24 protein-coding genes are annotated in these 26,599 nt (G+C 72.8%); 10 read left to right on the forward strand and 14 right to left on the reverse strand.

Annotation, left to right across the window (positions count from 1 at the left end):
* Nucleotides 1-2: 2 nt before the first annotated feature.
* The 3 genes from QK440_RS14395 to QK440_RS14405 all read right to left on the reverse strand — a co-directional run bounded on the left by QK440_RS14395 (nt 3) and on the right by QK440_RS14405 (nt 3,630).
* The gene (locus tag QK440_RS14395; RefSeq protein ID WP_282793474.1) at nt 3-1,502 is read right to left on the reverse strand and encodes an erythromycin esterase family protein; all 1,500 of its coding nucleotides are present in this window, start codon (nt 1,500-1,502) and stop codon (nt 3-5) included.
* Between the two features lie 500 nt (nt 1,503-2,002).
* Nucleotides 2,003-2,983: a threo-3-hydroxy-L-aspartate ammonia-lyase gene (locus QK440_RS14400; protein ID WP_282793475.1), complete on the reverse strand. Its 981-nt coding sequence runs from the start codon at nt 2,981-2,983 to the stop codon at nt 2,003-2,005.
* Complete coding sequence (locus QK440_RS14405; protein ID WP_282793476.1) at nt 2,980-3,630, reverse strand: PAS domain-containing protein; 651 nt, start codon at nt 3,628-3,630, stop codon at nt 2,980-2,982. Before QK440_RS14405 ends, QK440_RS14400 begins: the two co-directional genes overlap by 4 nt.
* 272 nt (nt 3,631-3,902) lie before the next feature.
* On the opposite strand from QK440_RS14405, the gene QK440_RS14410 reads away from it, so the two are divergent.
* Nucleotides 3,903-4,187, forward strand: coding sequence for a zinc-binding dehydrogenase (locus QK440_RS14410; RefSeq protein WP_282793477.1), 285 nt, complete (start codon nt 3,903-3,905; stop codon nt 4,185-4,187).
* Nucleotides 4,188-4,461: 274 nt separating this feature from the next.
* On the opposite strand, the gene QK440_RS14415 is transcribed toward QK440_RS14410, so the two are convergent.
* From QK440_RS14415 to QK440_RS14425, 3 genes are all read right to left on the reverse strand, one after another.
* Entirely contained in the window at nt 4,462-4,965 is a 504-nt protein-coding gene (locus QK440_RS14415) for a GNAT family N-acetyltransferase (RefSeq protein ID WP_282793499.1), read from the reverse strand.
* A gap of 297 nt (nt 4,966-5,262) precedes the next feature.
* Nucleotides 5,263-6,699: an FG-GAP and VCBS repeat-containing protein gene (locus QK440_RS14420; protein ID WP_282793478.1), complete on the reverse strand. Its 1,437-nt coding sequence runs from the start codon at nt 6,697-6,699 to the stop codon at nt 5,263-5,265.
* Between the two features lie 201 nt (nt 6,700-6,900).
* Entirely contained in the window at nt 6,901-8,148 is a 1,248-nt protein-coding gene (locus QK440_RS14425) for an aminotransferase class III-fold pyridoxal phosphate-dependent enzyme (RefSeq protein ID WP_282793479.1), read from the reverse strand.
* 341 nt (nt 8,149-8,489) lie between these two features.
* Here QK440_RS14425 and QK440_RS14430 point away from each other — a divergent pair, with 341 nt between their 5' ends.
* The gene (locus tag QK440_RS14430; RefSeq protein WP_282793480.1) at nt 8,490-9,743 is read left to right on the forward strand and encodes an MFS transporter; all 1,254 of its coding nucleotides are present in this window, start codon (nt 8,490-8,492) and stop codon (nt 9,741-9,743) included.
* 88 nt (nt 9,744-9,831) lie between these two features.
* On the opposite strand, the gene QK440_RS14435 is transcribed toward QK440_RS14430, so the two are convergent.
* From QK440_RS14435 to QK440_RS14445, 3 genes are all read right to left on the reverse strand, one after another.
* Nucleotides 9,832-10,008 (reverse strand): hypothetical protein, encoded by a 177-nt coding sequence (locus QK440_RS14435; protein ID WP_282793481.1) that lies wholly within the window; start codon nt 10,006-10,008, stop codon nt 9,832-9,834.
* 200 nt (nt 10,009-10,208) lie between these two features.
* Nucleotides 10,209-10,934 (reverse strand): nucleotidyltransferase domain-containing protein, encoded by a 726-nt coding sequence (locus tag QK440_RS14440; RefSeq protein WP_282793482.1) that lies wholly within the window; start codon nt 10,932-10,934, stop codon nt 10,209-10,211.
* A 121-nt stretch (nt 10,935-11,055) separates the two neighbouring features.
* Nucleotides 11,056-11,553, reverse strand: a complete 498-nt coding sequence (locus QK440_RS14445; protein WP_282793483.1) for a hypothetical protein — start codon at nt 11,551-11,553, stop codon at nt 11,056-11,058.
* A gap of 323 nt (nt 11,554-11,876) precedes the next feature.
* Between QK440_RS14445 and QK440_RS14450 the strand changes: the two genes are divergently transcribed.
* The gene (locus QK440_RS14450) at nt 11,877-12,794 is read left to right on the forward strand and encodes a LysR substrate-binding domain-containing protein (protein WP_282793484.1); all 918 of its coding nucleotides are present in this window, start codon (nt 11,877-11,879) and stop codon (nt 12,792-12,794) included.
* On the opposite strand, the gene QK440_RS14455 is transcribed toward QK440_RS14450, so the two are convergent.
* Entirely contained in the window at nt 12,791-13,102 is a 312-nt protein-coding gene (locus tag QK440_RS14455; protein ID WP_282793485.1) for an NIPSNAP family protein, read from the reverse strand. The two genes, QK440_RS14450 and QK440_RS14455, sit on opposite strands and share 4 nt — an antisense overlap.
* Nucleotides 13,103-13,108: 6 nt before the next feature.
* On the opposite strand from QK440_RS14455, the gene QK440_RS14460 reads away from it, so the two are divergent.
* Nucleotides 13,109-13,243, forward strand: a complete 135-nt coding sequence (locus QK440_RS14460; RefSeq protein ID WP_282793486.1) for a hypothetical protein — start codon at nt 13,109-13,111, stop codon at nt 13,241-13,243.
* On the opposite strand, the gene QK440_RS14465 is transcribed toward QK440_RS14460, so the two are convergent.
* Nucleotides 13,240-13,884 carry a CatB-related O-acetyltransferase gene (locus tag QK440_RS14465; protein WP_282793487.1) on the reverse strand — a complete coding sequence of 215 codons (645 nt, stop codon included), beginning with the start codon at nt 13,882-13,884 and terminating at the stop codon, nt 13,240-13,242. The genes QK440_RS14460 and QK440_RS14465 overlap by 4 nt on opposite strands.
* 323 nt (nt 13,885-14,207) lie before the next feature.
* A complete protein-coding gene (locus tag QK440_RS41390; RefSeq protein WP_349239291.1) occupies nt 14,208-14,867 on the reverse strand; it encodes a hypothetical protein in 660 nt (219 codons plus the stop codon).
* A gap of 447 nt (nt 14,868-15,314) precedes the next feature.
* Here QK440_RS41390 and QK440_RS14475 point away from each other — a divergent pair, with 447 nt between their 5' ends.
* The 4 genes from QK440_RS14475 to QK440_RS14490 all read left to right on the forward strand — a co-directional run bounded on the left by QK440_RS14475 (nt 15,315) and on the right by QK440_RS14490 (nt 19,855).
* The gene (locus QK440_RS14475) at nt 15,315-16,001 is read left to right on the forward strand and encodes an isochorismatase family cysteine hydrolase (RefSeq protein ID WP_282793488.1); all 687 of its coding nucleotides are present in this window, start codon (nt 15,315-15,317) and stop codon (nt 15,999-16,001) included.
* A 150-nt stretch (nt 16,002-16,151) separates the two neighbouring features.
* Nucleotides 16,152-17,564 carry an amino acid permease gene (locus QK440_RS14480; RefSeq protein WP_282793489.1) on the forward strand — a complete coding sequence of 471 codons (1,413 nt, stop codon included), beginning with the start codon at nt 16,152-16,154 and terminating at the stop codon, nt 17,562-17,564.
* Nucleotides 17,565-17,779: 215 nt separating this feature from the next.
* A complete protein-coding gene (locus QK440_RS14485; RefSeq protein ID WP_282793490.1) occupies nt 17,780-18,502 on the forward strand; it encodes a FadR/GntR family transcriptional regulator in 723 nt (240 codons plus the stop codon).
* A gap of 63 nt (nt 18,503-18,565) precedes the next feature.
* The gene (locus tag QK440_RS14490) at nt 18,566-19,855 is read left to right on the forward strand and encodes an MFS transporter (RefSeq protein WP_282793491.1); all 1,290 of its coding nucleotides are present in this window, start codon (nt 18,566-18,568) and stop codon (nt 19,853-19,855) included.
* Between the two features lie 81 nt (nt 19,856-19,936).
* Here the strand turns inward: QK440_RS14490 and QK440_RS14495 are convergent, their stop codons facing one another.
* Together QK440_RS14495 and QK440_RS14500 are read right to left on the reverse strand one after the other, a co-directional pair.
* Entirely contained in the window at nt 19,937-22,750 is a 2,814-nt protein-coding gene (locus tag QK440_RS14495; protein WP_282793492.1) for a discoidin domain-containing protein, read from the reverse strand.
* Nucleotides 22,751-23,051: 301 nt separating this feature from the next.
* Nucleotides 23,052-23,696 carry a TetR/AcrR family transcriptional regulator gene (locus QK440_RS14500; RefSeq protein WP_282793493.1) on the reverse strand — a complete coding sequence of 215 codons (645 nt, stop codon included), beginning with the start codon at nt 23,694-23,696 and terminating at the stop codon, nt 23,052-23,054.
* A gap of 173 nt (nt 23,697-23,869) precedes the next feature.
* Between QK440_RS14500 and QK440_RS14505 the strand changes: the two genes are divergently transcribed.
* Nucleotides 23,870-24,292, forward strand: a complete 423-nt coding sequence (locus QK440_RS14505) for a VOC family protein (RefSeq protein ID WP_282793494.1) — start codon at nt 23,870-23,872, stop codon at nt 24,290-24,292.
* A gap of 180 nt (nt 24,293-24,472) precedes the next feature.
* Nucleotides 24,473-25,135, forward strand: coding sequence for a class I SAM-dependent methyltransferase (locus tag QK440_RS14510; RefSeq protein ID WP_282793495.1), 663 nt, complete (start codon nt 24,473-24,475; stop codon nt 25,133-25,135).
* Nucleotides 25,136-26,599 lie beyond the last annotated feature (1,464 nt).

A 26,599-nucleotide genomic window follows, 5' to 3' on the forward strand; every position in this document is an offset into this window, starting at 1 on the left:
CCCTACGGGGTGCGGAGCTTCACGGCCTCGCGGACCCGGTGCAGATGGACGAGGACGTCGTAGGCCTGCCCGACGGCGAGCGTGGGGAGGGGGTCGGCCTCGAACACCGAGCCCGCGTCGTAGATGGGGCGGGCGGTGTCCAGCCAGGAGCGGGCCGGACCCGTGACGGTGCGCAGGTCCAGGTAGTGGTCCCGGTGGTGGACCCGGTCGAGGGTGTGCTCGTGCATGCCGCGCGCGGCCGGGGGCACGGTGGTCTTCTTCCAGTCCCCGTCGAAGGAGGTGTCCTTGGTGAGGAAGGAGCCCCGGTTGAAGGTGAAGCCGATGGCGAGGTAGTCCCGCCCGAGGGCGTCGCGCAGGTAGGCGCCCTGGGTCCTGGGGTACATCTCGGGGTCGGTGGACAGGTACCCCACGTGGCCGTTGTGCGCCGACAGGAGGATCTTGTCGCCGGTCCGGCGGTGCCACCAGGTGACGTTGTCGGCCATGGCCCGGTCGCGCAGGTGCTCCGCCGCGGCCACCGAGTCCGGGTCGGAGGGGTCGAGGGAGACGAAGGCGAAGGTCTGGGCGATGTTGCGGGCGTGCTGCACGGCCCACTCGTGGGCCTCGTTCCGGGCGTACCGCGCCGCTGGCTCGCGGTCCCCTGTCCCGGCGTGCCGCGCCGCTCGGCCGCGGGCCCCGGTCCGGGTCTGCCGCGCCGCCCGCTCGTGGTCCGCGCCGCCCGGGCCCGCGCAGGCGGTGACGAGGTCCAGCGCCTCCTGGGCCCGCACGGCGTTCCGCCGCCGCTCCGCGAGGGGCTTGCGCAGGTACGCGAAGGCGTCGTCGAACGGGCGGAGTTCCGCGTACAGCTCCTCCAGGCGCGGCAGCGACCGCGGGCACGCCTCCCGCACGTAGGAGGTGACCCGCGTGAAGATCCGGTCGCCGAGGGCGGGGGCGCCGATGTCGTCCCCCATGAAGTGCACCGTGCGCCGCGGACGGCGGCGGTTGTGGTCACGCATCCAGCCGATCAGGCTCGCGAACTCCTCGCGCTCCCACGGGGAACCGGCCAGTGCCTCCGCGGCGACCTGCCGGGCGTCGCCCTCGCCGCCCTGGAGGAACTCGTCGATCCGCAGCCCCGCCGACCAGCTCATCTCCAAGGCGAAGGTGGTGAAGCCCTTCTCCTCGACGAGGTGGCGGAAGACCCGCTCCTTCATGGTGAAGAACTCGTGCGAGCCGTGCGTGGCCTCGCCGAGGCCGACCACCCTGGCGTCACCGATCATCGAGCCGAGCGCCCGCAGGTCGGAGGTACGGCCACCGGGCTCGGTCGAGCGCAGCGGGTGAGCGACCCGCTCCAACGCCCGTACGACGGCCGCCTCCTGGGTGGTGGTCCGCCGACCGGCGGCCCGGCGCCCCGGCGCCGGTGCGGCCGCGCTCGCCACCGGTGCCGCCAGCACCGTACCCGCGGCGGCGGCCGCCGTGGCCGCCAGCAGCTTCCGCCGCCCGATCCGCTGCTGCCCGTACGTCGTCATCCTCGTCGCTCCTCACCTCGTGTGCCCGCCAGGGCCCTTGTGCCGATCATGGCGGGAGGCGGGGCTCGAGCACCCTGGGGACGGCCTCCGAAGTGAGCGGGGGTTAGCCCCAGGCCGGGGGCGACGACGCTCCATTGCCCCTTTACCCCTTTACCCCTTTATTCCTTTGCCCTTTGTCCTTTGTCCCGTTGATCCCTTGTTTCGTTGCTTGTTCCGGGGGCGGGTGTGGGAGACGGGACCCTTGTGCTATGTTTGATCTTGAGCCGGTCACCGGAACACCAGGTGGCTGACCGCGCGTCGGTGGTCCAAGGAAAGACGCCCCGCTTCCTGCGGGGAAATGCAGGTGCAAGGCCTGCCCGGCGCTCAACTCACGTCCCACCCCGTGTACGCGGGGTGGGACTTTCGCGTACGGCCTCATGGTGCGCGGCGCGCTCCCCGGCCCGGGGGCCGCCGAACGCGGCCACCGAGCCGGTCACTTTCTCCCGGACGCGGTACAGGACTTAATGCCCCGTCGCGCCGGCGCAGAGCTCCGCGAAGCGGTGGGTGTTGATGTTGCCGCCGGAGACGATGACGCCGACGCGCGGCGGTACGTCGGTGAGGCGGCCGGCCAGGAGCGCGGCGAGGGCGGTGGCGCCGCTGGGCTCGACGACGATCTTCAGGCGTTCGAAGGCGAAGCGCATCGCGGCGCGGATCTCGTCGTCGGAGACCAGCACGACCTCGTCGACGAGGCGCTGGTTGATGGGGAACGTCAGCTCCCCCGGCGTCTCGATGGCCTGGCCGTCGGCGATGGTGCGCGGGACCGGCACCGAGACGCGGTGCCCGGCCTCCAGCGACCGCTTGGTGTCGTCGCCCGCCTCCGGCTCCACGCCGATGACGCGGATGTCCGGGTGCAGTCCCTTGGCGGCGGTGGAGCTGCCCGCGATGAGCCCTCCGCCGCCCACCGGCGCGACCAGCGCGTCCAACGCGCCGACGTCCTCCAGGAGTTCGAGCGCGGCGGTGCCCTGCCCGGCGATGACGTCCGGGTGGTCGTACGGCGGAATGAGGGTGAGGCCGCGGTCCGCCGCGAGTTCCTGGCCGAGGGCGGTGCGGTCGCCGGAGTAGCGGTCGTACGTGACGATCTCGGCGCCGTAGCCCTCGGCGGCCTCGCGCTTGGAGCGCGGGGTGTCCTCCGGCATGAGGATCACCGCGCTGCTGCCCGTCTCGCGGGCGGCGAGCGCGATGGCCTGGGCGTGGTTGCCGGAGGAGAACGACGCGATGCCCCTGGACAGTTGCTCGGGTGTGAGCCGGGAGACGGCGTTGTAGGCACCGCGGAACTTGAAGGCGCCGATCCGCTGGAAGTTCTCGCACTTGAGGTGGACCTCGGCGCCGACGCGGGCGTCCAGGGTGCGCGAGCGCAGGACGGGCGTGCGGTGGGCGACGCCCTTGAGCCGGGCGGCGGCGTCGCGCACGTCGTCGAGGGTGACCAGGGGGGTGCTCGTCATGCGGGTGCTCCTGGTGGGGTGTCGGGCCCGGGCCCCGGTGCGGCCCGGTCACGGGACTTGGCGAGGTAGGTGTAGGCGGAGGCGCGGGAGATGCCGAGGCGGGCCGCGACCTGCGGGACCGCGCCCCGCAGGGCGAAGACGCCGCGCTCGTCGAGGTCGCGGAACAGCTCCAGGCGCGCGGGACGGTCGAGTTCGCTCCACGGCCGGTTCCGGCGGAGCTGGTAGGCGTCGACGACCGAGGCGAGGACGGACTCCATGTCGTCGCCGAAGGTCGTGGTCGGCACGTCGGCCGCCGGGGCGGCGACGCCCGCGAGTTCCCCGAGCAGAGCGCCGGCCTGCTGGACCGCGGTGATGTCGAGGTTCACGCACAGCGCCCCGAACACCGCGCCGCCGCTGTCCCGCAGCAGCATCGTGGACGACTTGACCAGCTTCCCGTCCTGGGTGCGGGTGAGGTAGTTCAGCTCGTCGGCCGCCGCGTCACCACGAGCCAGCATGCCCATGCCGATCTCGCTCATGGCCCCGCCGACGCTGCGGTGGGTGACCGCGCCCGCGATCGCCACGACGGACCGCTCCGGCCGCCGGTAGTCGTGCACGACGGCTTCGCAGAGCGAGCCGAAGGTGGCGGCGATGCCCTCGGCCACGGGCACGAGGGCGGCGATGATCGCGTCCCGCTCGGCACTCCGCTCAGGGCCGACGGCCGAGTTGGCTTCGGAGGGCGCGGTTCGGGCGACGCGGGCGCCCTGAGTCCCGTCGGCGCCCCGAGCGCCGACGGGGTTCCGGGGGCCTGTGCCGGTGCCGGTGCTGCTGTCAGCATCGGGGGCGACGTCGACCCCCGTACCCGTACCAGCGCCGCTAGGAGTACCACTACGGGTACCGGTGCCGCTCTCAGCGCTCATGGCAGTGCCTCACCCTCCCCCGCGTGCCGCTCAGCTCTGGACCAAACGTACACGCCCTGGACGGAAAGTCCAGAGGGGTTCGGGGCACCTCCGGACGGCGCTGCTGCCCCGCCGCGCACGCCGGAACCCCCCTCGGCCTCCTGGCAGTCGTCCGCCGGACGGGCCTCTCGACCTTGACGAACCTGGCGGAAGCGGGCGACATCACTCCAGCCGTCGACAGCACCTGTCCCCTGGCCGAAGCACCGGCCGCTGTCCGTCACCTGGAGAAGGGCCATCCCCGGGGCAAGGCCGTCCTGACCGTGACGTGACTCCACACTGTGACGTGACTCCACCGACACGGCCTGAGCGCCCGGGCAGCCGGGCCCTGTGCCCTCGGCCGGCGGAGCCCGTCGCGGCGCCAGCCGCTCGAGGCGCACGACGACGGACCCGCCCCCCGATTCAGGGTGAGGGCTGAGCAGCCACGGAGGCGGACCGACCACACGCAGACAGCACGCACGGCGCCCTGGTCCCGGCGACCGGGTCCCGCTGACCCACTACGCATACATGTGAGCGCGAAGCCCCGGAGACCGGCGTTCCCCCGCGTCACGGCAACGAGCGCGTGAGCCAGACCACTTCACCGTTGTCTTCCATGGAGACGTGGTGCCGCTCGAACCGGAGCTTTTCGAGGACGCGGAGCGACGGTGTGTTCCACGCGCCGACGGTCGACCAGAGCCGTTTCCGCCCGGTCGCAGCAGCGGCGTCGAGCACCGCACCCGCCGCCTCGGTGGCGTAGCCGCGCCCATGCGCGTGCTGGAACAGCTCGTACGCGATTTCGGGCTCCTCCAGAGTGGAGCGGCCGATGATCAGCCCGCAGTAGCCGATGAAGTCGCCTTCGTCCCGGCGCTCGATGGGCAACAGGGCGATCCCCGTGGTCGCCGTCGCGGCGAGCAGCTCCGCGATGGACGTCCGGATGTGCTCCACCGTGGGAGTCCCCTTGCCGCGTTCACCGAGGAGGGCGCAGAAGTCAGCGGCGTCCGACTCGGCCCACGGCCGCAGTACCAGCCGCTCGGTCTCAAGGTGGAACGGCATCGTCTCGTACGTAGTCATCCCCCACTCTGTCCCACGGATCATCACGAACGGAAGGCGCGGCAGCACCAGGCCCGGGCGCAGGCCCAGGGGGTTGCCCTGAAGCGGCTGCACCACGAGCTGAGCCACCACCGCGCACGCCCCGACGCGGATGGCCCTTTCTTCCGGTACGGAACCGCGCCCTCACGAAGTGTGCGGCGAGGTCGCTGTCGAGGGGCAGGACCGGTGGATCCTGGGCGCGTGACGGCCCTCGGCCCCCAGGGGCGGCGGTCGCCGCGGCGGTGCGGTCCCCGGGGGTCGAGCGGTGTCGGGTGGTCGTCAGCGGGCGAGTACGCCGAAGCCGAGGCCGGTGCCGACCTGCGGGTCGGCCGGTGGCTGTACGACGCGGGTGGGCGAGGTCCCGGCGACCTTGCCGCCCTTCGTGCCGACCGACCAGACCTGCGGCGCGCTCGCCCGGACCGGGATGGTGATCTCGGGCTGCTTGTCGTTGTTCAGGTCCGTGGTCTTGAGCTGCGTGGGGATGCGGTACGTACCGGCGGGACGGGGCAGGCCGGGCGCGTTGTAGGCGTAGAACGCGGCGCCGGTGCCGGTGACGCCCTTGGTCGAGCCCTTCAGCACGTACAGGCCGCCGCCGCTGATGTAGCAGTGCTCACAGGTGGGCTTGCGCTCGCCGGGGGCGCCGACGACCAGGTCGGCGTAGCCGTCCCGGTCGAGGTCGGCCGCGGCGACGGCAGCGCCGAAGCGGTCGCCCTGCTGCACGCCGCCCGGGACGCCGGGGGTGTCCTCGGTGAACATCCGCATGCTGCGGTTCTCGTCCACCCCGTTGGACGCCCCGTAGTTGACCCGGACCACGCCCGCGGAGCGTTCGGTGTCGAGCACGGACTCCGCGTCGCCCACCGCCACGTCGCCGTAGCCGTCCTTGTCGAAGTCCGCCACGGCGACGCTGTTGCCGCCGCGGATGGTGGCCGGGGTGAGACGCAGGCCGGAGGCCCCGCCGAGGAGCACCCGGCCCCGCATGCGCTTCTCGCCCAGGACGACAAGGTCGTCGGTGGCCCCCTTGTTGACGCGGCCCACGGCGATCCGGTCCTGCGCACCCTCGTCGTAGACGGGGTAGGCGCGGCCGGTGTCCACCTTCTTCGTCGAGACGGGCGAGCCGTCCGCCTTGAAGGGGCCCTTGAAGAGGTCCAGCCTGGTGCCGTAGCCGACGACCAGGTCGGTCTTCCCGTCGCCGGTGAAGTCACCGGCCTTCAGGACCGTGCCGAAGCCGGGCCAGTCCAAGGGGTCGGCCATCTGGGCGCCGCCCTTGAGGCCGGTGGGGCTGCCCCAGAGCAGGCTGACCTGGTCCCGGCCGCCCACGGCGAGGTCCGCGTACCCGTCGGCGTTGAAGTCGCCGCTGGTGAGGACCTGCCCGAACCGCCCGTTCCGGACCGCGTCGCCCGGCACTCCGGGGCTGTTCTGGGTGAGGGCCTTGAGGCCGGTCTTCTGGGCGCCGTGCTTGCCGCCGTACGAGACGGTGACGTAGCCGGCGTCCAGCAGCATCGTGGTGGCCCCGTCCGCTCCGGCGACCTGCACGCCGGCGTCCGGGGAGCCGATGGCCAGGTCGTGGTATCCGTCGCCGTTGAAGTCGTCGGAGTACCGGCTGGGCGCGGGAGCCGGGGTGGCGGCCTCGGCCGGGGTGGTGGAGGCCAGCAGGCCTCCGGAGAGTGTGGTGGCCGCCGCGGCGATCGCGATGGCGTGACGGATGTGACGTCGCACGTCCGTTCCCCCCTAGTAGGAAGTCGATCAGAGATACGCCTCCAAGACCCCCGACGTACTGGAACGGTTGTACGGATTCCCGCACCGCTTGGCACCTGGCACCTGCCCGGCTTCCAACATGGCGCGTTCATCGGCCGCGGTGCGGCCGGAGGTGCCCCTCCCCGGCCAGCCCCCACTGCCCCCGCTGCCCCCGCCGCTCCCTCACCCGCAGCCCGCGGCGGCGCTCTCCGCCGCCCGGAACCCCGCCTCGGTGGCGGCGAGAGCGGTCTCGATGTCGTCATGGGTCATCGCGGCGTTGACGTACCAGTGGTGGTTGGGGTGGAACAAGACTCCGCACCGCGTGGTCTCGGTGTAGAAGGCGTCCTGAATGCGTTGCCGCGTGTCGTCATCGGTGTGCCGAAAACGCATGAAGGGCATCTGCGGCACACCCAGTACCTGGGCGTCGAGCCCGGACCGGGCGATCTGCTCGGCCAGGCCGCGCTGCAAAGCGGCGCCCAGTTCCTCGATGTGCTTCAACGCGTCGGAATCACGGAGCCGGGTGATCGTCGCGACGGCACCGGCCATCTCCGCGCCGTTCACGTGGAAGGTCGACCCGATATGCACGTCACCGACGGCTCGCATGGCCTCCTCGCGACCCACCACCGCCGAAATGGGATATCCGTTAGCCATCGCTTTGCTGAAGGTCACGATGTCCGCCTGCACCTGGTACCGCTCCTGCGCCCCGCCCAGCGCGACCCGGAAACCGGAGCGCATCTCGTCGAGCACGAACAGGGCACCGTGCCGCCGGGCCAGCTCGGCGGCGGCGCTCAGAAAGCCGTCGGCCGGGGGCACTTCCTCGAACGGCATCATCAGCAGGCAGGCGACCTCGCCGGGGCGGCGGCGGAACTCCCGCTCCAGGCTCGCCAGGTCGTTGTACGTGAACGTACTGACGGCCTCTTGGGCGGACCGGGGCACCCCCGCCGGACGGGTGGCGCACCAGTCGTGCCAGCCGTTGTACCCCCAGCGGATCACGCGCTCGCGCCCGGTGTGCGCCCGGCTCAGCCGCACGGCCGCGCTCGTCGCGTCCGACCCGCTCTTGAGCAGGAAGACCCGTTCGGCGTGCGGGACCACCGAGACCAGCAGCTCGGCCAGTTCCACCTGGACTTCCTTGCGCAGCGTTATGGCGAACCCGTCGCGGATCTCCCGGATCACCGCCTCGGACACCACCGGATCGGCGTGACCGAGGATGATGGTGCCGTAGGCGAGGATGAAGTCCACGTATCGATTGCCGTCGACGTCCCACACGTACGCGCCGGAGGCTCGCTCTCCGTACAGCGGGTACGCGCCCTCCACCAGCCGGTCGCGGGCCAGCACATACCCGGAGTAGGCCTGGGTGGCGTCGACACGCGCCGCCCGTTGGAGCAGTCGTCGGGATGCACTCAGGTCCAGGGGCGGATTGCGCTTGACCATCCCGGCTCCTCCGGAGTAGTCGTTGCAGTCGTTCGGGGTGACCTCTCCTAGTCGCTCTCGTGGAGAGCTTGACGGGTCGTCGGCCGGCGCCGCACCGAAGAGACCCGAACCGGCCATCCGCTTGGCGTGAACGCGCCATCGCGGTCGGCGGGCGCTCCGGCGACCCTACGCTCGGCTCCATCGGCGTGATCCATTGATCCACTGGCCCACTGGCCCACTCACCCAGGTCCGCTGGTCCAGGGCCGCTGGTCCAGACCCACTGGTTCACGCAGACCTCCGCATACGCGCCACGGCGCCGGGCCGGTGGCGACTCGACCGGCCAGACCGGGACGGAGCTGACCATGACCGGTATCCGCCCGGACCGGGCCGGTGGCAGGGGCCCGGGGACCATCGCGGTGTTCGGCGCGTTCGTCCTCAACGGCGCGCTCCTCGGCTCGTGGGCCCCCCGGGTGCCCGCGCTGGCCGAGCGGACCGGCGCGGGCGAGGGGGCGCTGGGCCTGTCCCTGCTCGGTACCAGCGCGGGCATGATCACCGCCGCGCTCCTCGCCGGCCGGCTGTGCGCGGCGTTCGGCGCCCGCGTCGTGATGACGGTGTCCGGCGTCGCCGCGTCCGCGGTGCTCCCGGCGCTGGGCCTGGCGAGGTCGCCCGTGACGCTCGGCCTGCTGCTGCTCGTCCTCGGCTGCATGGTCGGCGCGATGGACGTGGCGATGAACGTGGCGGGTGTGACCGCGGTCCGGCGGACCGGCCGGGCGCTCATGCCGCTGTTCCACGCGGCCTTCAGTCTCGGCACGCTGGCCGGTTCGGTCGGCGCCGCGGTCGCGGCCGGGCAGGGGTTGCCGCCGAGCCGTCACTTCGCCCTCGTCGCGGTGTTCTGCGGCGGCGTCACCGTCGGTATCGCGCGCTGGATCCCCGTGGAGGAGCGGTTGAAGGTGCCCGCGGCGGGCGGGTGCGCCGGGCGGGCACCGTCCAGGCGTCCGGCGCTGTGGCTGCTCGGCGGTGTGGCGCTGTGCGCGTCGGTGGCCGAAGGAGCGACGGCGGACTGGTCGGCGCTGTTCGGCGTGCGGGAGCGCGGCCTCGGCGAGGCCACCGGCGCCCTGATCTACTCGTGCTTCTCCCTCACCATGGCGTGCACCCGCCTGTGCGGTGAGGCGGTCCAGCGGCGTTGGGGCGCGCCGCGGATGCTCGTCGGGGGTGCGGCGATCGGTGGGCTCGGCCTTGCCACCGCGGTCGTCGTACCGTCGCCTGCCTTCACCTTCGCCGGCTTCGCCGTGGCCGGGGCCGGTCTGGCGTACGCGTCCCCCGTCGTCATGGAGTTGAGCGGCGCGGCCGGGCGACGGGCCGACGGGGGCGGCGGGGAGCGTGAGGTCGCGTTCGCGACGACCATCGCCTACAGCGGGTTCCTGCTCGGCCCTCCGATGGTGGGCGGCATCGCCGAGCTGACCAGCCTGCCGCTCGCCCTCGGCGCCGTCGCGGCCCTCGTCCTACTGATCGCCCCCCTGACCCTGGCCGCGGGCACCTTCCGCCGCGGGGAGCCGCCCCCGGCGCACCCGGCGCACCCGGCCCCGGCCGAAGCGCCCCGGCACAGGCCGGGCTGAGCGCGCGGAGGGGGCCGGAGCGCGGGTGCTGTTCCACCACCCCTGGCACTGCTACCACCGAATCAAGGCGCGCCCAGGTAAGGCCCCCTCACAGATGACGCGGCGGACTGTTCCGGATCGCTGAGCGGCGGGCCCACAGGGCGCAGGCGAGCAGTACGAGGCCGCAGAAGCAGTACACCCAGGCGTGGGTGGCGCCCCGGGCCGCGCCGATTCCCCAGGCCAGCGACCAGAGGGCCAGCAGGACGCACAGGGCCGTCCAGGCCACCGTCCACATGCTGTCGCGAGCCGCGAGGCGATGCGGAGTCCCTCGTTCCATCTCTCCCATGCCGGGAGTACCACGGTGCTCGTCGTGAGTCGTCATACTCGGCCGGTTGCCCCGGACCCGGCAGGCGAATCACCCCTGGGGGCAGCCCTGGGACGGCAACGCCTCAAGGAGGCACCGCCGTTGGGCACGTGGGCACTCGTTCAGGTGCGCCAGCGGTGGCTGTACCCCTCCGTCAGCGGTCCGCCGAACAGGTCGAGTGCCCGCCGCACCGCGGTGGCGAGCGGCAGGGGGTCCGCCTGCTCGGCCACGGCCCGGTGGCCGTCCAGCAGGGCTTCGCCGAGCGCCGGGGCGGCGCTCAGCAGCCGGCGGGGAAGCCATTTGCCGATGCCCGTCCAGGCACCGTGGTGAGCGGTGACCAGATCCGCCGCCTTGCGCAGCACCTGGTCGGCGAGGGAGAGCTGTTCGTACCGGTCGTCGGGTGAGGTGTCGACCAGGTCGTCCAGGAAGCACGTGAGCACGTAACGGCCGTGCTCCCACTCGGCGGTGGTGAGCGCGGGAGGCCCGGCAGCGAGCAGGTCCCGGGCCAACGCGCGCGCTCGCGCCACATGCCCGTGCGGATCAGCCAGGGGCAGGCCTTGGCCGTAGACGAAGAGGACCGTTCCGCGACGCCGCGCTCGGTCCCACGCGAAGAACTCCGGGACGTCCGCGAGGGTGTTGAGGAACAACTCGACGACGCGGCCCTCGCGGCGGATCACTTCCCGTCGGCTGGTGTCCGAGTCGGGGAGGAGCACCGCCACGTCCAGATCACTGCTCGCGGTGGCCCGTCCGTGGGCCGCGGAACCTCCGAGCACGGCGCCCAGGGCCTGCGGGAAGAGGTCGGTGACCACACGGAGCGCCTGAGCCTCAACGGCTTTTCGATCATCCATGGGTGCTCATCGTGCCAGCCCCTAAAGGGCCCCGTCTTCAGCCCGAGAGTTGCGGGGCGCCGTCACGGACCGGTGTCGGTGTCAGCGGGGCGGGCAGGGCGGGGTCCCGGCGGCACCTTCGTCAGGTCGGGGTCGGAGCGGCGGTCAAGGCGGTGACGAGTTGGGCGAATTCGGTGCGCTGCCGGGGGGTCAGGGCGGCGTAGAGCGGTGCCTGCAGCTCGGTGGTGAGTCGCTCGGCGCGCTGCCATCGGGGGAGCAGGGTCGCGGCTGCGGGGTCGGGTTGTTCCCAGCCGTAGTGGGTCGCCTGCTCGACGCCGAGGTTGATGACCATGGCCGCCTGGGCGGTCAGCCCGCACAGGCGTACCGCGGCCAGGTGGCAGGCGCCGCGGTGCTCCCGTAGCGCGTGTACGCGCTGCATGGCCGCACCGACCGGGTCGTCGTCGGGGCAGGGCTGGGCACGCCAGCCGGCGAACAAGGGCAGTGCGTCCGCGTCGGCAGCGTCGATCAGTTGCCGCGCCAGCCGGTTGAAGTGCTCCACGTCGACATCGCCGGGGATATGTGTGCGCCCCCACTGCCGGATGGCCCGGGCGTAGCAAGCGGCGGCGTCTCCCGCCGACATCACGGCCCGTCCCGCCGACCAGCCCGCGGAGATCAGGCCGGGGCCGAGGAAACCCTGTACTGTCCTGGACCACGGGAACCGGCACCTCGCCGAGCACCCCGAACCGGCCACGGCAGTAGAAGCCGCGCCCCGGCGGGAAACCGGCGCGCAGGCCTGTCGCGCTGGTCGCCTCGTCGGACATGAACTCGTCACCGAAGTCATGGAGGGGCCGGGCCACCGCGTCGACGCATTCGAAGATCTCCATGCGCCCAAGGTCGCGCACCACTACCCGATAGGACAAGGGGGTGTTTTCTCCTGCGACCCTTTAGGTAATCTATCGATTCATGCTGGACATCCGCCGTCTGCACATGCTCAAGACCGTCGTCGCACGCGGCTCCATCGCCGCGGCCGCACAGTCACTGGCCCTGTCCCCCGGGGCCGTGTCCCAGCAGCTGGCCGCGCTGCGGCGTGAGGTAGGTGTCGATCTGCTGCGCCCCGACGGACGCACCGTTGCGTTGACCGAGGTGGGACGGGTGCTCGTCGAACACGCCGACCGGATCTTCGCCGCGGTGCGGGAGGCCGAGAACGCCGTAGCGGCGGTCAAGGGCACGGTCGGCGCCGCCCTCACCCTCGCCGCGCTGCCGTCGACCGTCGCCCGCATCGTGGCCCCAGCGTTGACCGCACTGGCCTCGCAGCACCCGCAGCTCACCGTCACCTGCCTCGCCACCGACCAGGCGCAGCTGCGGGAACTGTCACTCGGCACCGTCGACGTGGTGCTCGGGCAGCGGTATCACCACCTGCCCGATGCCACCCCCCGGGGCATCGACGCCTACCGGCTGCTCGACGATCCACTGCTGGTCGTGACCGCGACGGACCGGCCCGGCGAGCGACCCGTCCCCCTGCGGGAACTGGCCACCCACAGCCTCGCCGTGCCGCCGCCGGCCACGGACTGCGGACAAGCCATCCTGCACGCGTGCCGCCAAGCCGGTTTCACACCGTCGACGCCCTACGTCACCACCGACATCGCGGCCCAGCTCACCCTCGCCCGGGCCGGCCTCGCCACCGCGCTCATCCCCCGGACGGCCATCGACCCGGCAACCCCCGGAATCCACACCTCACCCATCGAGGAGCACCCGATCCACCGGGAGCTGTTCGCCGCGACGCGTCACACCGACACCGCCGACCCCACGACCACCGCTGTCATCGCCGCGCTGCGCACAGCCGCTCATCACGGTCGTACCCCGCTCGACCCCCCGGCCTAGGACACGCCTTCCAGCGGCCGGAGGAAGCGGCGTTCATACCGCTTGATGCAGCGCGTGCGACGAGCCAGTTCGAACGCGTCCTGGCACTCCGGATCAGAGGCGCTGTCCGTGCGGTACTGCTCGTACGCGGCGAGGCTGGGAAACGAGAAAAGGGCGTAGGCGATGTCGCTGTCGCCCTCACTCGGCAGGAAGTAGCCGTGGTGCGTCCCGCCGAAACGGTTGACGAGCCCGACCCAGCGGCGACCGTACTCCTCGAAGTCCTCCAGCTTGTCGGCGTCGATCTCGTACGTCAGATGCACAGTGATCATGCCACCATGATGCAGCGAGACGGCTCGGGCTCGAAGGCGGCCCGTGTGTCGCCGGCCCGCCAGCACAGCCCCCGCCGCCTGGAGGCGGCCACCGCCCGCGGTGAGCCCGGCGCGGACGCTCCGGCGCGGACGACGCACTAGGCCGTGGGCGCCGCCGCCTCCAGGTCGGCCACGCTGCCCGACATCACCGTCGGGACGTGCTGCGTCAGGTGCTCCAACGGCCAGTCCCACCACGCCACTTCGAGGAGCCGGGCGATGTCCTCGTCGCTGTGGCGGCGGCGCAGGAGGCGGGCCGGGTTGCCGCCGACGATGCCGTAGTCGGGGACGTCGTCGACCACCACGGAGCCCGAGGCGACGACGGCGCCGTGACCGATGCGGACGCCCGGCATCACCAGGGTTTGGTAGCCGAGCCACACGTCGTGGCCCACCACGGTGTCCCCGCGCCCCGGCAGGCCGGTGATGAGGTCGAAGTGGTCGGACCAGGAGCCGCCCATGATGGGGAAGGGGAACGTGGAGGGCCCGTCCATGCGGTGGTTGGCGCCGTTCATGAGGAACCGGACGCCCTCACCCAGGGCGCAGAACTTCCCGATGACGAGCTTCTCGGGCCCGTAGTGGTAGAGCACGTTGCGGGTCTCGAACGCCGTGGGGTCGTCGGGGTCGTCGTAGTACGAGAACTCCCCCACCTCGATCAGCGGCGAGGTGATCAGCGGCTTGAGGAGCACCACACGGGACTGGCCGGGCATGGGGTGCAGGACCGTCGGGTCGGCGGGGACGAGGGGCATGGGCGGCACCTTTCGGCTACGGGCTACGAGCTTACGGTTGCGGGCTGGGGGGTAGGGGCTGCGGACTGCGGCACGGGGCCGGTTCGGTCGTGGAGCGATTCGATCATGCTGGTCGCCGGGGTGGAACCGACACCGAATTTCACCGCCCTCGCACCCGTCGGCCCGACCGTGCGCCCCTCCACCGGCCCCTCCCCGCCCCGGAGGACCGCCCGCCTCTCCCCGGAAAGTCGCCCGCCCCGCCCGGGAAAACAGCGCGGGCGCCCCCCACCCCCGAGGGGTGGCGGACGCCCGGGCGCCGTACGCCGTGTCGTGGCTGCGGCAGGTCAGCGGACCGTCACCGTGAAGGCGGGCGACAGCGTGGCACCGCTCTTCATGCGCAGCTCGTTCTTGCCCTTGAGGCCGAGCTTGACGCGCAGGCTGTACGCGCCGGACTTGTTGACGGTGGTGGACGCGGGCAGCGTCTTCCACGTGCCGCGCTGCTTCTGCTGGAGGCCGACCTTGGTGCCCGCCTTGATGCCGGTGGCCTTGCCGCTGACGCGCAGCTCCTGCCAGGCCTTCACGGAGGTGGCCGAGGGCTTGGCGGTGAGCGCGGCCTTCACCGGGGCGGTGGGGCTGTTCTTCTGGGTGCCGAGGCTCTTGCCGGTCCTGACGTCCCAGATGGCGTACGGCGTGCCGCCGCCCTGCGTCTTGCTGTACAGGCGCTTGCCGTCGGCGCTCAGGTGCAGGTAGATGCCGTCGTCGACGGTCTGGCCGGGCTTGAGGGCCTTGCCGTCGTAGTACGGCTTGCCGTCCTTGACGGTGATGGTGACACCGGCGCCGATGTCGATCTTCACGGGCTTGGCGGCGACGGTCCGCACCACCGCGGGCCGCTCCGCGGCGGGCGTGCTCGCCAGCGCGGCCGCGGCCGGGGCCAGGAGGGCCGTACCGGCGAGGACCGAGACGGTGGCGGTACGCAGGGTGCTGCGACGGTGGGTGGTGGTCATGGCGTGGTTCCCCTTCACGGTGGTGGATCGGTGCGCGCGGCACGGCCCCGCGGATCGGGCCGCGGCGCACCGGGCACTGCCCTGTTCGCCCTCGCCGTCCGCGCTGTCCGCGCTGTCCGGCGAGTACGCAATCAACCTAGTTCACCCGTCATTACGGCTATCCGAAGATCATGTAACGGTGCCCCATAGATCACCGCACGGCCTGCCATCGAGGCGGCGGGGGCCCGGCCGCGGCACCGTCCTCAGCCGTCCAGCCGTACGCCCTGTCATCCCGGCGAGCCGATGCCGCCCGCCCCGCAAAGCCGATGTCGCCCGGCCGGCCGCCCTGTTATGGTCACACCTCGCAGGGGATACATCGTACCGATATATTCCCATCCGATGTATGAGCTGCCCGGTCGGTCCGGGTGGAGCGGCACGGATCCGATACGACGAGCTCTGGAGGCTTCCATGGCGTTGACCGCGTACACCGAGGAATGGGTGGCGGCCCGGGCACGGGACGGTTACGAGCGCGGGCGGGCGTCCTTCGCCGTGCGCCCCGAACGCTCCGCCCTGCTGGTCGTCGACATGCAGGAGGAGTTCGTCGAACCCGGGTTCAGCCCGCACTGGGTGCCCGCCGCCACCCGCATGGCGCCCCGGCTGCGCGGCCTGGTGGAGCACTGCAGGACGGTGGACGTCCCGGTCGTCTGGACCGTCTTCGACGACACCCACCTCGGCCTCGACCGCCCGCACGCGCTGCGGTACCTGCCGCACGGCGCGGACGGGTGGCGCCGCCCCGGCCCGGCGCGGATCTGGGCCGGGATGGGGCCGCGCGAGGACGAGGTCCTGATCCGCAAGCCGTCGTACGGAGCGTTCTACGACACCCCGCTGGACACCGTCCTGCGCAACCTCGGCCGGGACACGGTCATCGTCACGGGGACGCTCACCAACTACTGCTGCGGCACGACCGCGCGGCAGGCGTACGAGCGCGGGTACCGCGTCGTGTTCGGCGCGGACACGACGGCCACCGACGACGAGGCGCGCCAGGAGCCGGAACTGGCCGTGCTGCGCAAGGGGTTCGCGCTCGTGCTCACGGCGGAGGAGATCACCGCGCGGCTGTCCGCGGCGGACGACCGACAGTCCCGGGCGGACGCCTGACGGGCCGCGGCGCACGCCTGATGGTCCCCGGTGCACGCCTGAGGGCCCGCGGCGCGCGCCTGACACACCGCGGACGGCTGCCGCCCCGCCGTCGCGACCGCAATACCGCGGCAACACCGCCGCAGCGTTCGCCGTCTAGCGTCGCCTGACGTGAGGACGCGGACACGGAACACCCCGGCCCCGCCGCCCGGTCCCGGCGCGGGTGGCCTGGAAGGCCCGGACACGGGCGGCCTGCAAAAGGGCCTCGAACGGCGGCACATGAACCTGATCGCGCTGGGCGGGGTGATCGGGGCGGGGCTCTTCGTCGGCAGCGGTGTCGTGGTGCGGCAGACCGGGCCCGCGGCCGTCCTCGCCTTCCTGGGCGCCGGGGTGCTCACGGTGCTCATCATGCGGATGCTCGCCGAGATGACGGTGGCGCGGCCCGCGCTCGGCTCGTTCTACGCCCATGTGCGCGAGACGCTCGGCGCCCGGGCCGGGTTCGCCGTCGGGTGGCTCTACTGGTACTTCTTCGTGATCGTGGTCGCCGTGGAGGCGGTGGCCGGTGGGCGCATCGTCCGGCTGTGGCTGCCCGGAGCGCCGCTGTGGGCGGTCAGCCTCGTACTGATGGCGCTGCTCACGGCGACGAACATGGTCTCCGCGCGGTCCTTCGGCGAGTTCGAGTACTGGTTCTCGTCGGTGAAGGTGCTGGCCATCGTCGTGTTCCTGTTCCTGGGCGCGCTGTACGTGCTCGGCCTGTGGCCCGACGCCACCGGTGGCTTCGACCACCTCACCGCGCACGGCGGGTTCGCGCCCGAGGGCGTGGGCGCGGTGCTCGCCGCCGTGGTGCCGTGCGTGGGCTTCTTCACCGGCGCCGAGATCGTGACCATCGCGGCGGCGGAGTCCACCGAGCCGGAGCGGGCCGTCGCGGCGGCGATCCGGTCGATCGTGCTGCGCGTCGTCGCCTTCTACGTCCTGTCCATCCTGCTGGTCGTCACCGTGGTCCCCTGGACCGACGACGCCGTCGAGGTCAGCCCGTACGCGGCGGTCCTGGAGCGGTTCGGGGTGCCCGCGGCGGCGACCGTCATGAACGCCGTCGTACTCGTGGCGGTCCTGTCCTGCCTCAACTCGGCGCTCTACACCTCGTCGCGGATGCTCTTCGCGCTCACCCGCGGCGGCGACGCGCCGCGCGGCTTCACCCGGCTCGGCCGCGGTGGCGTGCCGCGCCGGGCCATCCTCGCGGGCACCTCCGTCGGCTACGCGTCGGTCGTCGCCGCGTGGATCTCGCCCGACGTCGTCTTCCAGTTCCTCATCGACTCCTACGGCGCCGTCGCGCTCTTCGTCTACCTCGCGATCGCCCTGGCGCACCTGCGGATGCGGCGCGCCCTCGAACGCGAGGCCCCCGAGCGGCTCACGCTGCGCATGTGGGGCTTCCCGTGGCTCAGCCGCCTCACCGTCGCCGCCATGACGGCCGTGATCGGCGCGATGGCGTTCCTGCCGGACAGCCGCGCCCAGTTCTGGCTGAGCCTGCTGACGGTGGCGGTGGTGCTCGGAGCGTACGAGGTCAGGCGGCGACGGACCGGCTGACCGGCCGTCCGGGTCGCAGGACTTCCGGCTGACCTGGACCCGCCTGCCCTGGCCTGACCTGGGGAGACGGGACCGCTCGCCCCGGTCCGGCGGCGGCCCGTCCACCGGGCTCCCGCAGCGCCGCCGCCGTTCGGCACCGTTTGACACCCGTAAACATGGGATGTTCCCATGTCTGCCTCGTCCCCCGTCGCCCAGGCAGAGAGGGCACCCCGCCGATGCCGCTGCGCAGCCCCGCACGGACCAACCTCGTCGACCTCGTCATCGCGCAGATGGAGAGCCTCATCGCCGACGGCGAGTGGCCGGTCGGCACGAAGATCCCGGCCGAGCCGCAGCTCGTGGAGCAGCTCTCCGTCGGGCGCAACACCGTGCGGGAGGCCGTCCGCGCCCTGGTGCACACCGGGATGCTGGAGCCGCGCCAGGGCGACGGCACCTATGTGCGCGCGAGCAGCGACTTCGGCGCGGCCGTGCAGCGCCGCGTGCGCAAGGCCGGTGTCCTGGAGGCGTACGAGGTGCGCGCGTCCCTGGAGCGGGACGCCGCGCGGTACGCGGCCGAGCGGCGCACGCCGGAGGACCTCGACGCGCTGCGGTCGGCGCTGGCCGAGCGCGGCCGGGCCTGGGAGGCCGGCGAGATCGAGGCGTTCATCGACGCGGACCTGGCCTTCCACCGCGCGGTGGCGGCCGCCGCCCACAACGACGTCCTCGCCGACCTGTACGGCCACCTCAGCGACGCGACGCGCTCGACCCTGCAGTCCGTGGTCGGCGCCCCGGTCCCCGACTCCGTACGGCACCAGATCGGCGCGCACCAGGCGATCCTCGACGCCATCGAGGCGCGCGACCCCGCCGCCGCCGAGGCCGCCGTGCTCGCGCACCTCGCCGAGGGCATGGCGGCGCTGCGCGCCCAGCCGCCGCACGACGACGACGCCGGGCCCACCGGCTGAACACCGGCCCACGGCCGCCACCGCACCACCGCACCACCCCACCCCCCCCTCAGGAGACACGTCATGCGCAGGCAAGCGCCCGCCCCCACGGCCACCGTGGCGCGGGACGACGACGCCACGGCACTCGCCCGCCCCCAGCGGCGGCCACCCGGGGTGACCGGCCGCCGCGCGTTCCACCTCGGCCTCGGCGTCGTCCTGCTCGCCCTGAACCTGCGCCCCGCGCTCGTCGCCGTGTCCCCGCTTGCGGACACCATCCGCGACGACAGCGGCATGTCGGCGGCGGCCACCAGCCTCCTGACGGCGCTGCCCCTGCTCTGCTTCGGGCTGCTCGCGCCGGTCGCGCCGCGCCTCGGCCGCCGCTTCGGCACGGAGCGGTCGCTGCTCGGCACCATGGCCCTGATCTGCGCGGGCACGGCCCTGCGGACGCTGGACTCGGTGGTGGCGCTGTTCGCGGGGACGGTCGTCATCGGCGCGGGCATCGCCGTCGCCAACGTGCTGCTGCCCGGGCTCATCAAGCGGGACTTCCCCGCCCGCGCGGGCCTGATGACGGGCCTGTACTCGATGTCGCTGTTCGGCGGCGCCGCGCTCGCGGCGGGCGTCACCCTGCCGGTGCGGGACGCCACGGGCATGGACTGGCGTACGACCCTGGCCTGTTGGGGGGTGCTCGCGCTGCTTGCCCTCGTGGTGTGGCTGCCGCGGGCGCGCTCGTACACCCGGGTCGGCGCGGCGGCGGCCCGGCAGGCGGCCCACCCGGTGCGCGGCCTGTGGCGCTCCCCGCTGGCCTGGCAGGTCACCGCGTACATGGGGCTCCAGTCGCTGAACTACTACGCCGCCGCGGCCTGGCTGCCGACGCTGCTGCAGGACTCCGGGATGGGCGCGGGCGACGCCGGGTGGATGCTGTCGTTCTCCTCGCTGCTCGGCATCGCGGGCTCCTTCCTGGCTCCGGTGGCCGTCGGCGGACGGCTCGGCTCCGGTGCCCTCGCGACCCTGGGCGCGGTGCTGTGCGCGGTCGCGTACGGCGGTCTGCTCGCCGCGCCGGCCGGCGGCGCCTACGTGTGGATGAGCCTGCTCGGCCTCGGCCAGGGGGCGGCGATCAGCCTCGCGCTGCTGTTCATCGTGGAGCGGGCGCCGGACGCCCGGCACGTCGCGCAACTGTCCAGCATGGCGCAGTGCTTCGGCTACGTCCTCGCCGCCACCGGGCCCGCCGTCCTGGGCGCCGTCCACGACGCCTCGCACGACTGGACCGTCCCGGTGGTCGTGCTCCTCGTCCTCCTGGTCCCGCAGGTCGCCGTGGGCCTCGGCGCGGCCCGCGACCGGCACGTACGCGGCACTGCGGAGGCACCGGCGGCCTGACCCGCCCCCAGACGCACACGGACCCCGCCGCCGCTCGCGCGGAGGCGGGGCCCGGCCTCTGCCGACAGGCCTCGCGGGTGCTCAGCGCACGGTCAGCTCCGCGATGCCGGGCCGCTCCTTCGCCCGGGGCTCGCCCCGTACTGTCACCCGGACGAAGCGCGCGAGGCGGGGGCGGTCCTTCCCGTCCACGGCGTGCCAGCGGCGGCCGTCGAGGGAGACCGCGACGGCGTACGACACCGGCTCGGTGCCGGTCCACGTCGGGGTGACGCCGCGGACCCGGACGGGCTCGCCGAGGTCCGCGGTCAGGGTGCCGGTCGCCGCGTCCGGGACCCAGGCCGTGGCAGGGCTGCCGTCGACCGCGGCGCCCGCGTACATCCCCGGCTCCTCGGAGGAGGCCTCGGCCGGGACGCAGCGCGCCTTGTTGTCGGTGGGCGCGAGGTCGGGACGGCGGGTCTTCAGGACCGCGGGCGCGCCCTCGCTGACGACCGATTCCCCCTGCGGCGTGTCGAGGGTCATGGGCTCTCCGTGCGTGAGCCGCACCGTCGTCCGGTGGGCGCCGAGCTCGATGTCGTACGTACGGCCCTGCCACTTCAGGCCGCGCAGGGTGACGCCCCCGGCGAGCTGCGGCGGCAGCATCGGGTCGAGGCGCAGCGCGCCCTCGCGCGGGCGCATGCCGGTCAGGCCGTGCGTGAAGGTCTGCAGGAAGCCGCCCTTGCCGGTGAGGAAGTCGTGCGCGGGCGAGCCGGACAGCGGGTCCTCGGCCCCGGCCTTGTCGCCGCGGGCCTCGGAGAACTGCGCGAAGGGGCCCCGGACGAACGGCCTGATGGAGCGCTCCAGGTACGTGTACGCGGAGCAGCCCGGCTCGCCGATCCCGGCGGCGTCGATGGCGTGCACCGAGTCCGTCATGGCCGGGCCGTCGGGGTCGGTGCGCCGCGCGTAGTAGTCGAGCGTGGCCGCCGCGGCGCCCTTCGGCATCGGCCACTCCAGCGGGTACATGAGCAGCACCGTGTCGGCCTGCTTGATCATGCCGCCGTCGTAGCCGTCGTACTGCTCGAAGACCTTGCGGCGAGCGTCGTACGGGATGCGGATCCGGTCGGCGATCCGCGACCACGCGGCGGGGGGCCGCTCGCCGAGCAGTCGCGCGGCGTGGGTCGCGTTGCGCAGGGCGGTGACGGCGCCCGCGTTGGTGAACACCGCGTCGTCGACGCCGTTGCTGTACTCGTCGGGGCCCGCGGTGTCCTTGATGGAGTAGCTGCCGTCGGCGTTGCGGCTGACGCGGCCGGCCCAGAACTCGGCGATGCCCTTCAGGACGGGCCAGCCGCGCTTGCGCAGCCACGTCGTGTCCTTGGTGGCCAGGTAGTACTGCCAGGTGGCCAGGGAGATGTCGGCCTGGAGGTGGATCTGCGTGCGGCAGTGCGGCGGGTCGACGCTGTGGCACTCCTTGGCGAGGTCGCCCGAACTGCCGCTGTTCCAGGGGTAGAAGAGGCCCTTGTAGCCGAACGCGCGGGCGTTGGCGCGGGCGGCCGTGCGGGTGCGGTAGCGGTAGTCGACGACGGATTTGGCGAGTGCCGGGTCGGTGGCGAGCAGCCCCGGATACATCCACGTCTCGGCGTCCCAGAAGACGAGGCCCGCGTAGTTGTCGCTGGTCAGGCCCGCCGGGGCGATGCTGTTGGCGGCGCCTTCGCGGGTGCTGGAGAGCAGCCCGTACCGTGCGGAGCGCACCCAGGTCTGCAGGTCGCGCCGCCCCGGCACCTCGATGTCGCTGCGCCACAGCCGGGCCCACGCGGCGGTGTGGGCGCGCAGCAGGGCGTCCCAGCCCCGGTGGGCGGCGCGCCGGGCTGCCGCCCCGGCCGCCGCGCGCGGGTCGCGGGCGGTGAGGGCCGTGTCGACGCCCACGTACTTGGTGAGTTCGTACGTCTGCCCGCGGCGGACGGGCAGGGTGAGGCTCTGGCGGGTGCTCAGCTTGCGGGCGGCCGCGGCGCGTTGGGCGCGGGCGTGGTGCACGCCGTGTCCGCCGCGCAGGGTGGAGGCGACGGCGCCCGCGACCTCGGTGCCGTCCGTGCGGAAGGTGACGTCCATGGCGGGGGCGGGGTGGTCGTGCCGCCGGGTGCCGCGGGACCGGTGGCCGTCGGCGCGCTCGGCGCCCGGGTGGTCGGCGTCCGCTCGGCCGGCTGCGGTGCGGTCGCCGCCGCCGGTCTGCTGGATCCGCCGGGCGCCGCGGCCGTCGAGGACGTCGGTGACGGTCGCCTCGCCGCTCCAGTGCGGCCGCATCCGCAGCCGCACGGCGCCCACGTGCGGGTTGACGCGGTCGGCCACCACCTCGTAGACGAGGTCGGTCCTCCGTCCGTCGGCCGCGGTCCAGGTGAGCGAGGTGCGGACGACTCCGCAGTGCAGCAGCAGGCTCTGGCGGTAGGCGGAGATGCGGCCCGGCCGCGTCGAAGAGTTGAAGGTGTCGGTGCCCGCGCCGCCGGTGGTGACGGTGAGCGGCGTCCAGGTGGGCAGCGCGGCGACGGCCTGCCGGTTCCCGGCGGTGCGCGGGTTGTGCGCGTACAGGCCGGAGACGAAGGAGCCGTCGTAGCGCGGCGTGAACAGCGGCCAGCCGGTCTTGGCGTCGCCGGCGGTGTATCCGGAGCCGTTGGGCGCCACGCGCTGCCCGAGGTAGCCGTTGCCGACGAAGGCGTGGTGGGTGTCCTCGGGGTCGATACGGGTGCTGTCGAGGGTCCAGCCCGCGCCGTCGCGGCAGGTGGGGTGGGGGGTGGAGTGCGGGGTGGCGGAGGCGGCGCCCCGCTGCGGCTGGGAGCCGGCGGTGGGCGGCACGGCGGCGAGGAGCACTCCGGCGAGCGCCGCCGCGGACAGCCGGGCGGCACGCGGCCGCGAAACCAGGGAGTACGTCATTGTTCTCCGTCAGGTGGTCCGTGAGGGTCCACGGACCATAAATTTTGTGAACGAGTCACGTCAATGACCGGGCAGGACGGATCAAGTTTCTAACGCAGGCCGATCGGAACGCGTCAGCAGCGCGGGGCAAGGCCCGGGCGGCACAGGGGCGATGCCCGAATGGCGCGCGGTCGCCACGGGGCTCCACCAGCCGGGGAGGCGGGAGCGGGAGGGGGCGGTCACGGGAGCGCGGGGGCGGTAACGGGGGCGCGAGGGCGGTAACGGGGGGGCGCGGGGGCGGTAGCGGGGGGCGCGGGGGCGCTCACTGCTGCCGAAGCGCTCGGAGCATCCGGTCCAGCGCGGCCCGGGTGTGGGCCAGGTCCTCGGGGTCCGTCGACGAGGCGAGCCACAGGGCGGCCTCGTTCATCGCCCCGGACAGCAACCGGGCAAGGGGGGCGACGGGCTGCGCCGGGATGGCCTCCCCCTCGACGAGCACGGCCAGGGCCTCGGTGAGGTGCCGGGCCGACGCGGCCTCGTCCATGGCCCGCCAGTCGCTCCAGCCCAGGACGGCGGGGCCGTCGATCAGCATGATCCGCTGGAGGTCCGGTTCCGTGGTCGCGGTGAGGAACGCCTGGCACCCCGCGGCCAACTGCTCCCAGGGGTCGCCGTGTTGCTCGGCCGCCGCGGCGACGCGCTCGCCGACCTCCCGCTGCACCTCCTCCAGGACGGCACGGAAGAGCTCCGCCTTCCCGGCGAAGTGGTGGTACAGCGCCCCCTTGGTGACCTCGGCGGACTCGACGATCTCCGCCAGGCCCACGGCCGCGTAGCCGCGCGCGGCGAAGAGCCGCCGGCTCTCCGCCAGGAGCCGCGCACGGGTCTGCTCCCGCTGCCGCGCACGGACACCGGGGCGCCCCGCCGCTCGGCCATGCCGCTCCTGCTGCTCCCCATACTCCCGCCGCTCGGCCATGGTGCCGACCCTCCGCCTCATTGACATACCACTGGTATGCGAATACGTTCACTCGCGCACCGATTCGCGTACCGATGGTATGTGAACGCGCGTGCGGCAGCGACGCCCACCGTAGGCGTACCGCCGATGCGAGCCCCGCCGACGCATGACGAACCTGGGCCAGGAGGCACCTGATGCGACTGACCGGCTTCTACCCCGTGATAGCCACCGCGCGGCTGCGCGAGTCCCACGCCTTCTACACCCGGCTCCTGGACTTCGAGACGACCTTCACGTCCGACTGGTACGTGAGCCTGAGGCGGCCGGGCGACTCCCCCTACGAACTGGCCCTGCTCGACCACACCCACCCGACCCTGCCCGAGGGTCACCGCGAGCCGGTGCGGGGGCTGCTGCTCAACTTCGAGGTGGAGGACGTCGACGCGGAGTGGGACCGCCTCGTCGTCCACGCGGGCCTGCACCCGGAACTCCCGCTGCGCAGCGAGGACTTCGGCCAGCGCCACTTCATCGTGTCCGACCCGAACGGCGTCCTCATCGACATCATCACGCCCATCGCACCGACGGCTGAGTACGCCGGAGGGTACGTCGAGGTGGATGGCTGAGGGGTTGGTGAGGAGCTGCCGCTCGGGAGGCCCCGGCCCAGGCGGACGTCAGCCCGGTACCGGGACGCGAGTGAGCCCCTGCGGGCAGCGACGGCGGAACTTGTGCGCGCGAGCGTCTGCCGAACTCGGAGCACGCGCCTCTGCTGAACACGGAGCATGCGCGTCTGGTGAACTCGGAGCATGACGACCCTGCCGCGGCGTGCCCTCCGCGCCCTCGACCGGTTCAACACCGCCCATCCGTGGGACCATAACGCCCACTACCACCGCTGGATCATGCGGCAGCTCCCCCGGCACATCGGCCGCGCTCTCGACGTCGGCTGCGGCAGCGGCGACTTGGCGCGGCTCCTCGCCACCCGGGCCGACTCCGTGACCGGCGTGGACGCCGACCCGGACATGGTCGTACGCGCCCGGGAGCGGACCCGCCCCGGCGCCCCGGTGACCTTCGTCGCCGCCGACGCGCTCACCGGGTTGCCGCCGGGACCGTACGACGTCATCACCTGCGTGGCCACCCTGCACCACCTACCGTTCGCCGACGCGCTGACCCGATTCCGACGCCACCTCGCGCCGGGCGGCACCCTCGTCGTGGTCGGCCTCTCCCGCCCGCAGACCCTCGCCGATCACGTGCTCGGCGCGGTCGCGGTCCCGGCGAACGCCGCCATGGGCTGGTTCAGGAACGGCGGACGCCCGGCGCCCCGGCCGGCCTCGATGACGGCCGCGACCCGGCCGGCGACCATGGGATCCCGCGAGGTCGCCGACGAGGCCCGCCGCGTCCTGCCCGGCGCACGGATGCGACGCCGGTTGTTCTGGCGCTACACGCTGGTCTTCCGCAGGGATGCCGTGTGAGCCGCGCTTACGCAAGGCTTCTCCCGCGCCCGTGCACATCGCGTGCACATGACGAAGACTGCGACAGCACTCAGCCGCCTCGGCTCGACCCTCTGCGCTCGGTCCGAGGCACCAGAGCGGCCGTCGGAAGGCCCCCCCGGGGTGCCGGCATGCCATACAGCTCCTCGAACGAAGCCGGAGCGTTTCCCCAGTCCACCTCCCACACCCACCTCGCACACCAGGTAGCCGTAGGTGTCCAGTGTCTGCGACAGGCGCGCATGCCTTATGCGCGCCTGCACCTTGCGCGGCTCGACACCCGAAGCGATGAGCACCGCGTCAACGACATGCCGCAGGTCTCGGAACGTGGCATCGTCCGGCACCGCGACACCATTCACCTGAGCCCTTCTTCTCGCTGCGGCGAACGCGGGACTCACCGAATCCTGTTGGACAGGCTTGCCGAGCCTGTTGACAGTGACTAACTCGCCGTACTTCTCGGAGCAAGGAGAGACCCTCCTCCCCTGGCCCCAAACCACAGCGGCCGACTTCGGCGACCGCCAGTGCGTGATGCGCTCCCGTACTTCTCCCGAGGAACGAATCCACAGAGATCACAGACCTGCTGGCAGCCGTTTTCAACGGCACCGCCTGCCCTCTCTGTCGCTGTTCCTCCACCGCTTGCTTACCAGGGACAGCCTCCATGTCCGAGCGACGAACGCCGACGGCCTCCATGGAACGCAATGGAGTCCCGGTACTCCCCGCGCTTCCCATCCCCTACCGACCGCTTGCCGAATACAGGACCGTTGCCGGCTATCCCTGTCCCGCCAACGCGCCTGCCACCGCATTTCCATGCCGTAGATCGCGGTGGGCACGAGTCCTGGGTGCCCGGGGCATTCCGGTTCGCCCGGCTCCGTCCGGGCCTTGTGCCAGCGGTCGTACGGCTCTTCCGTGGTCATGGATGTGCCTCCGTTCGATGATCTTGGAAGTCAGCTAGCGCGCTCCCGGGCTTCGAGGCAGCGATCGACGTCCGACTGCGTAGCGCAGAGCGCGGTTGCCTAGACGGAGAGGTTCTGGACCGCGTCGCTGCACCTCCCACGTGGAGGCCCAGTTGTAGAGCGTCTTGCGCGCGATACGGAGACAGTCGGCTGCTTCTTGAGCCGTCAGCCAGCGCTCGGCTGCGGAAGGCTTTTTCGGCATCAGCACGGCTCCTGCTCCGTGACGCTCACGGCGGGGAGCGGGCGGATGAACAACGACACGACGGCGTGCTTCTGCGCCGGCGCCTGGGGCAAGGCGAGCTCTTCGACCGGAAGCAGGCCCGTACGGCGAGCGGCTGCGGCCGGACGGCACCGTAGCGTCGCCGAGCAGCCGTCCAGGGCATCACTGCGAGTAATGAAAGCGAGCAGCCCGGAGGGGCCTAGGGCCTGTCTGGCAAAGGATCTTGGGTGGGTTCTCTGAGCCAGAGGATGAGTGAGGCGAGGTGGACGCCGGCCT

Origin of the sequence: Streptomyces sp. CC224B, assembly GCF_030010595.1 — a bacterium.
Lineage (GTDB): Bacteria > Actinomycetota > Actinomycetes > Streptomycetales > Streptomycetaceae > Streptomyces > Streptomyces longispororuber.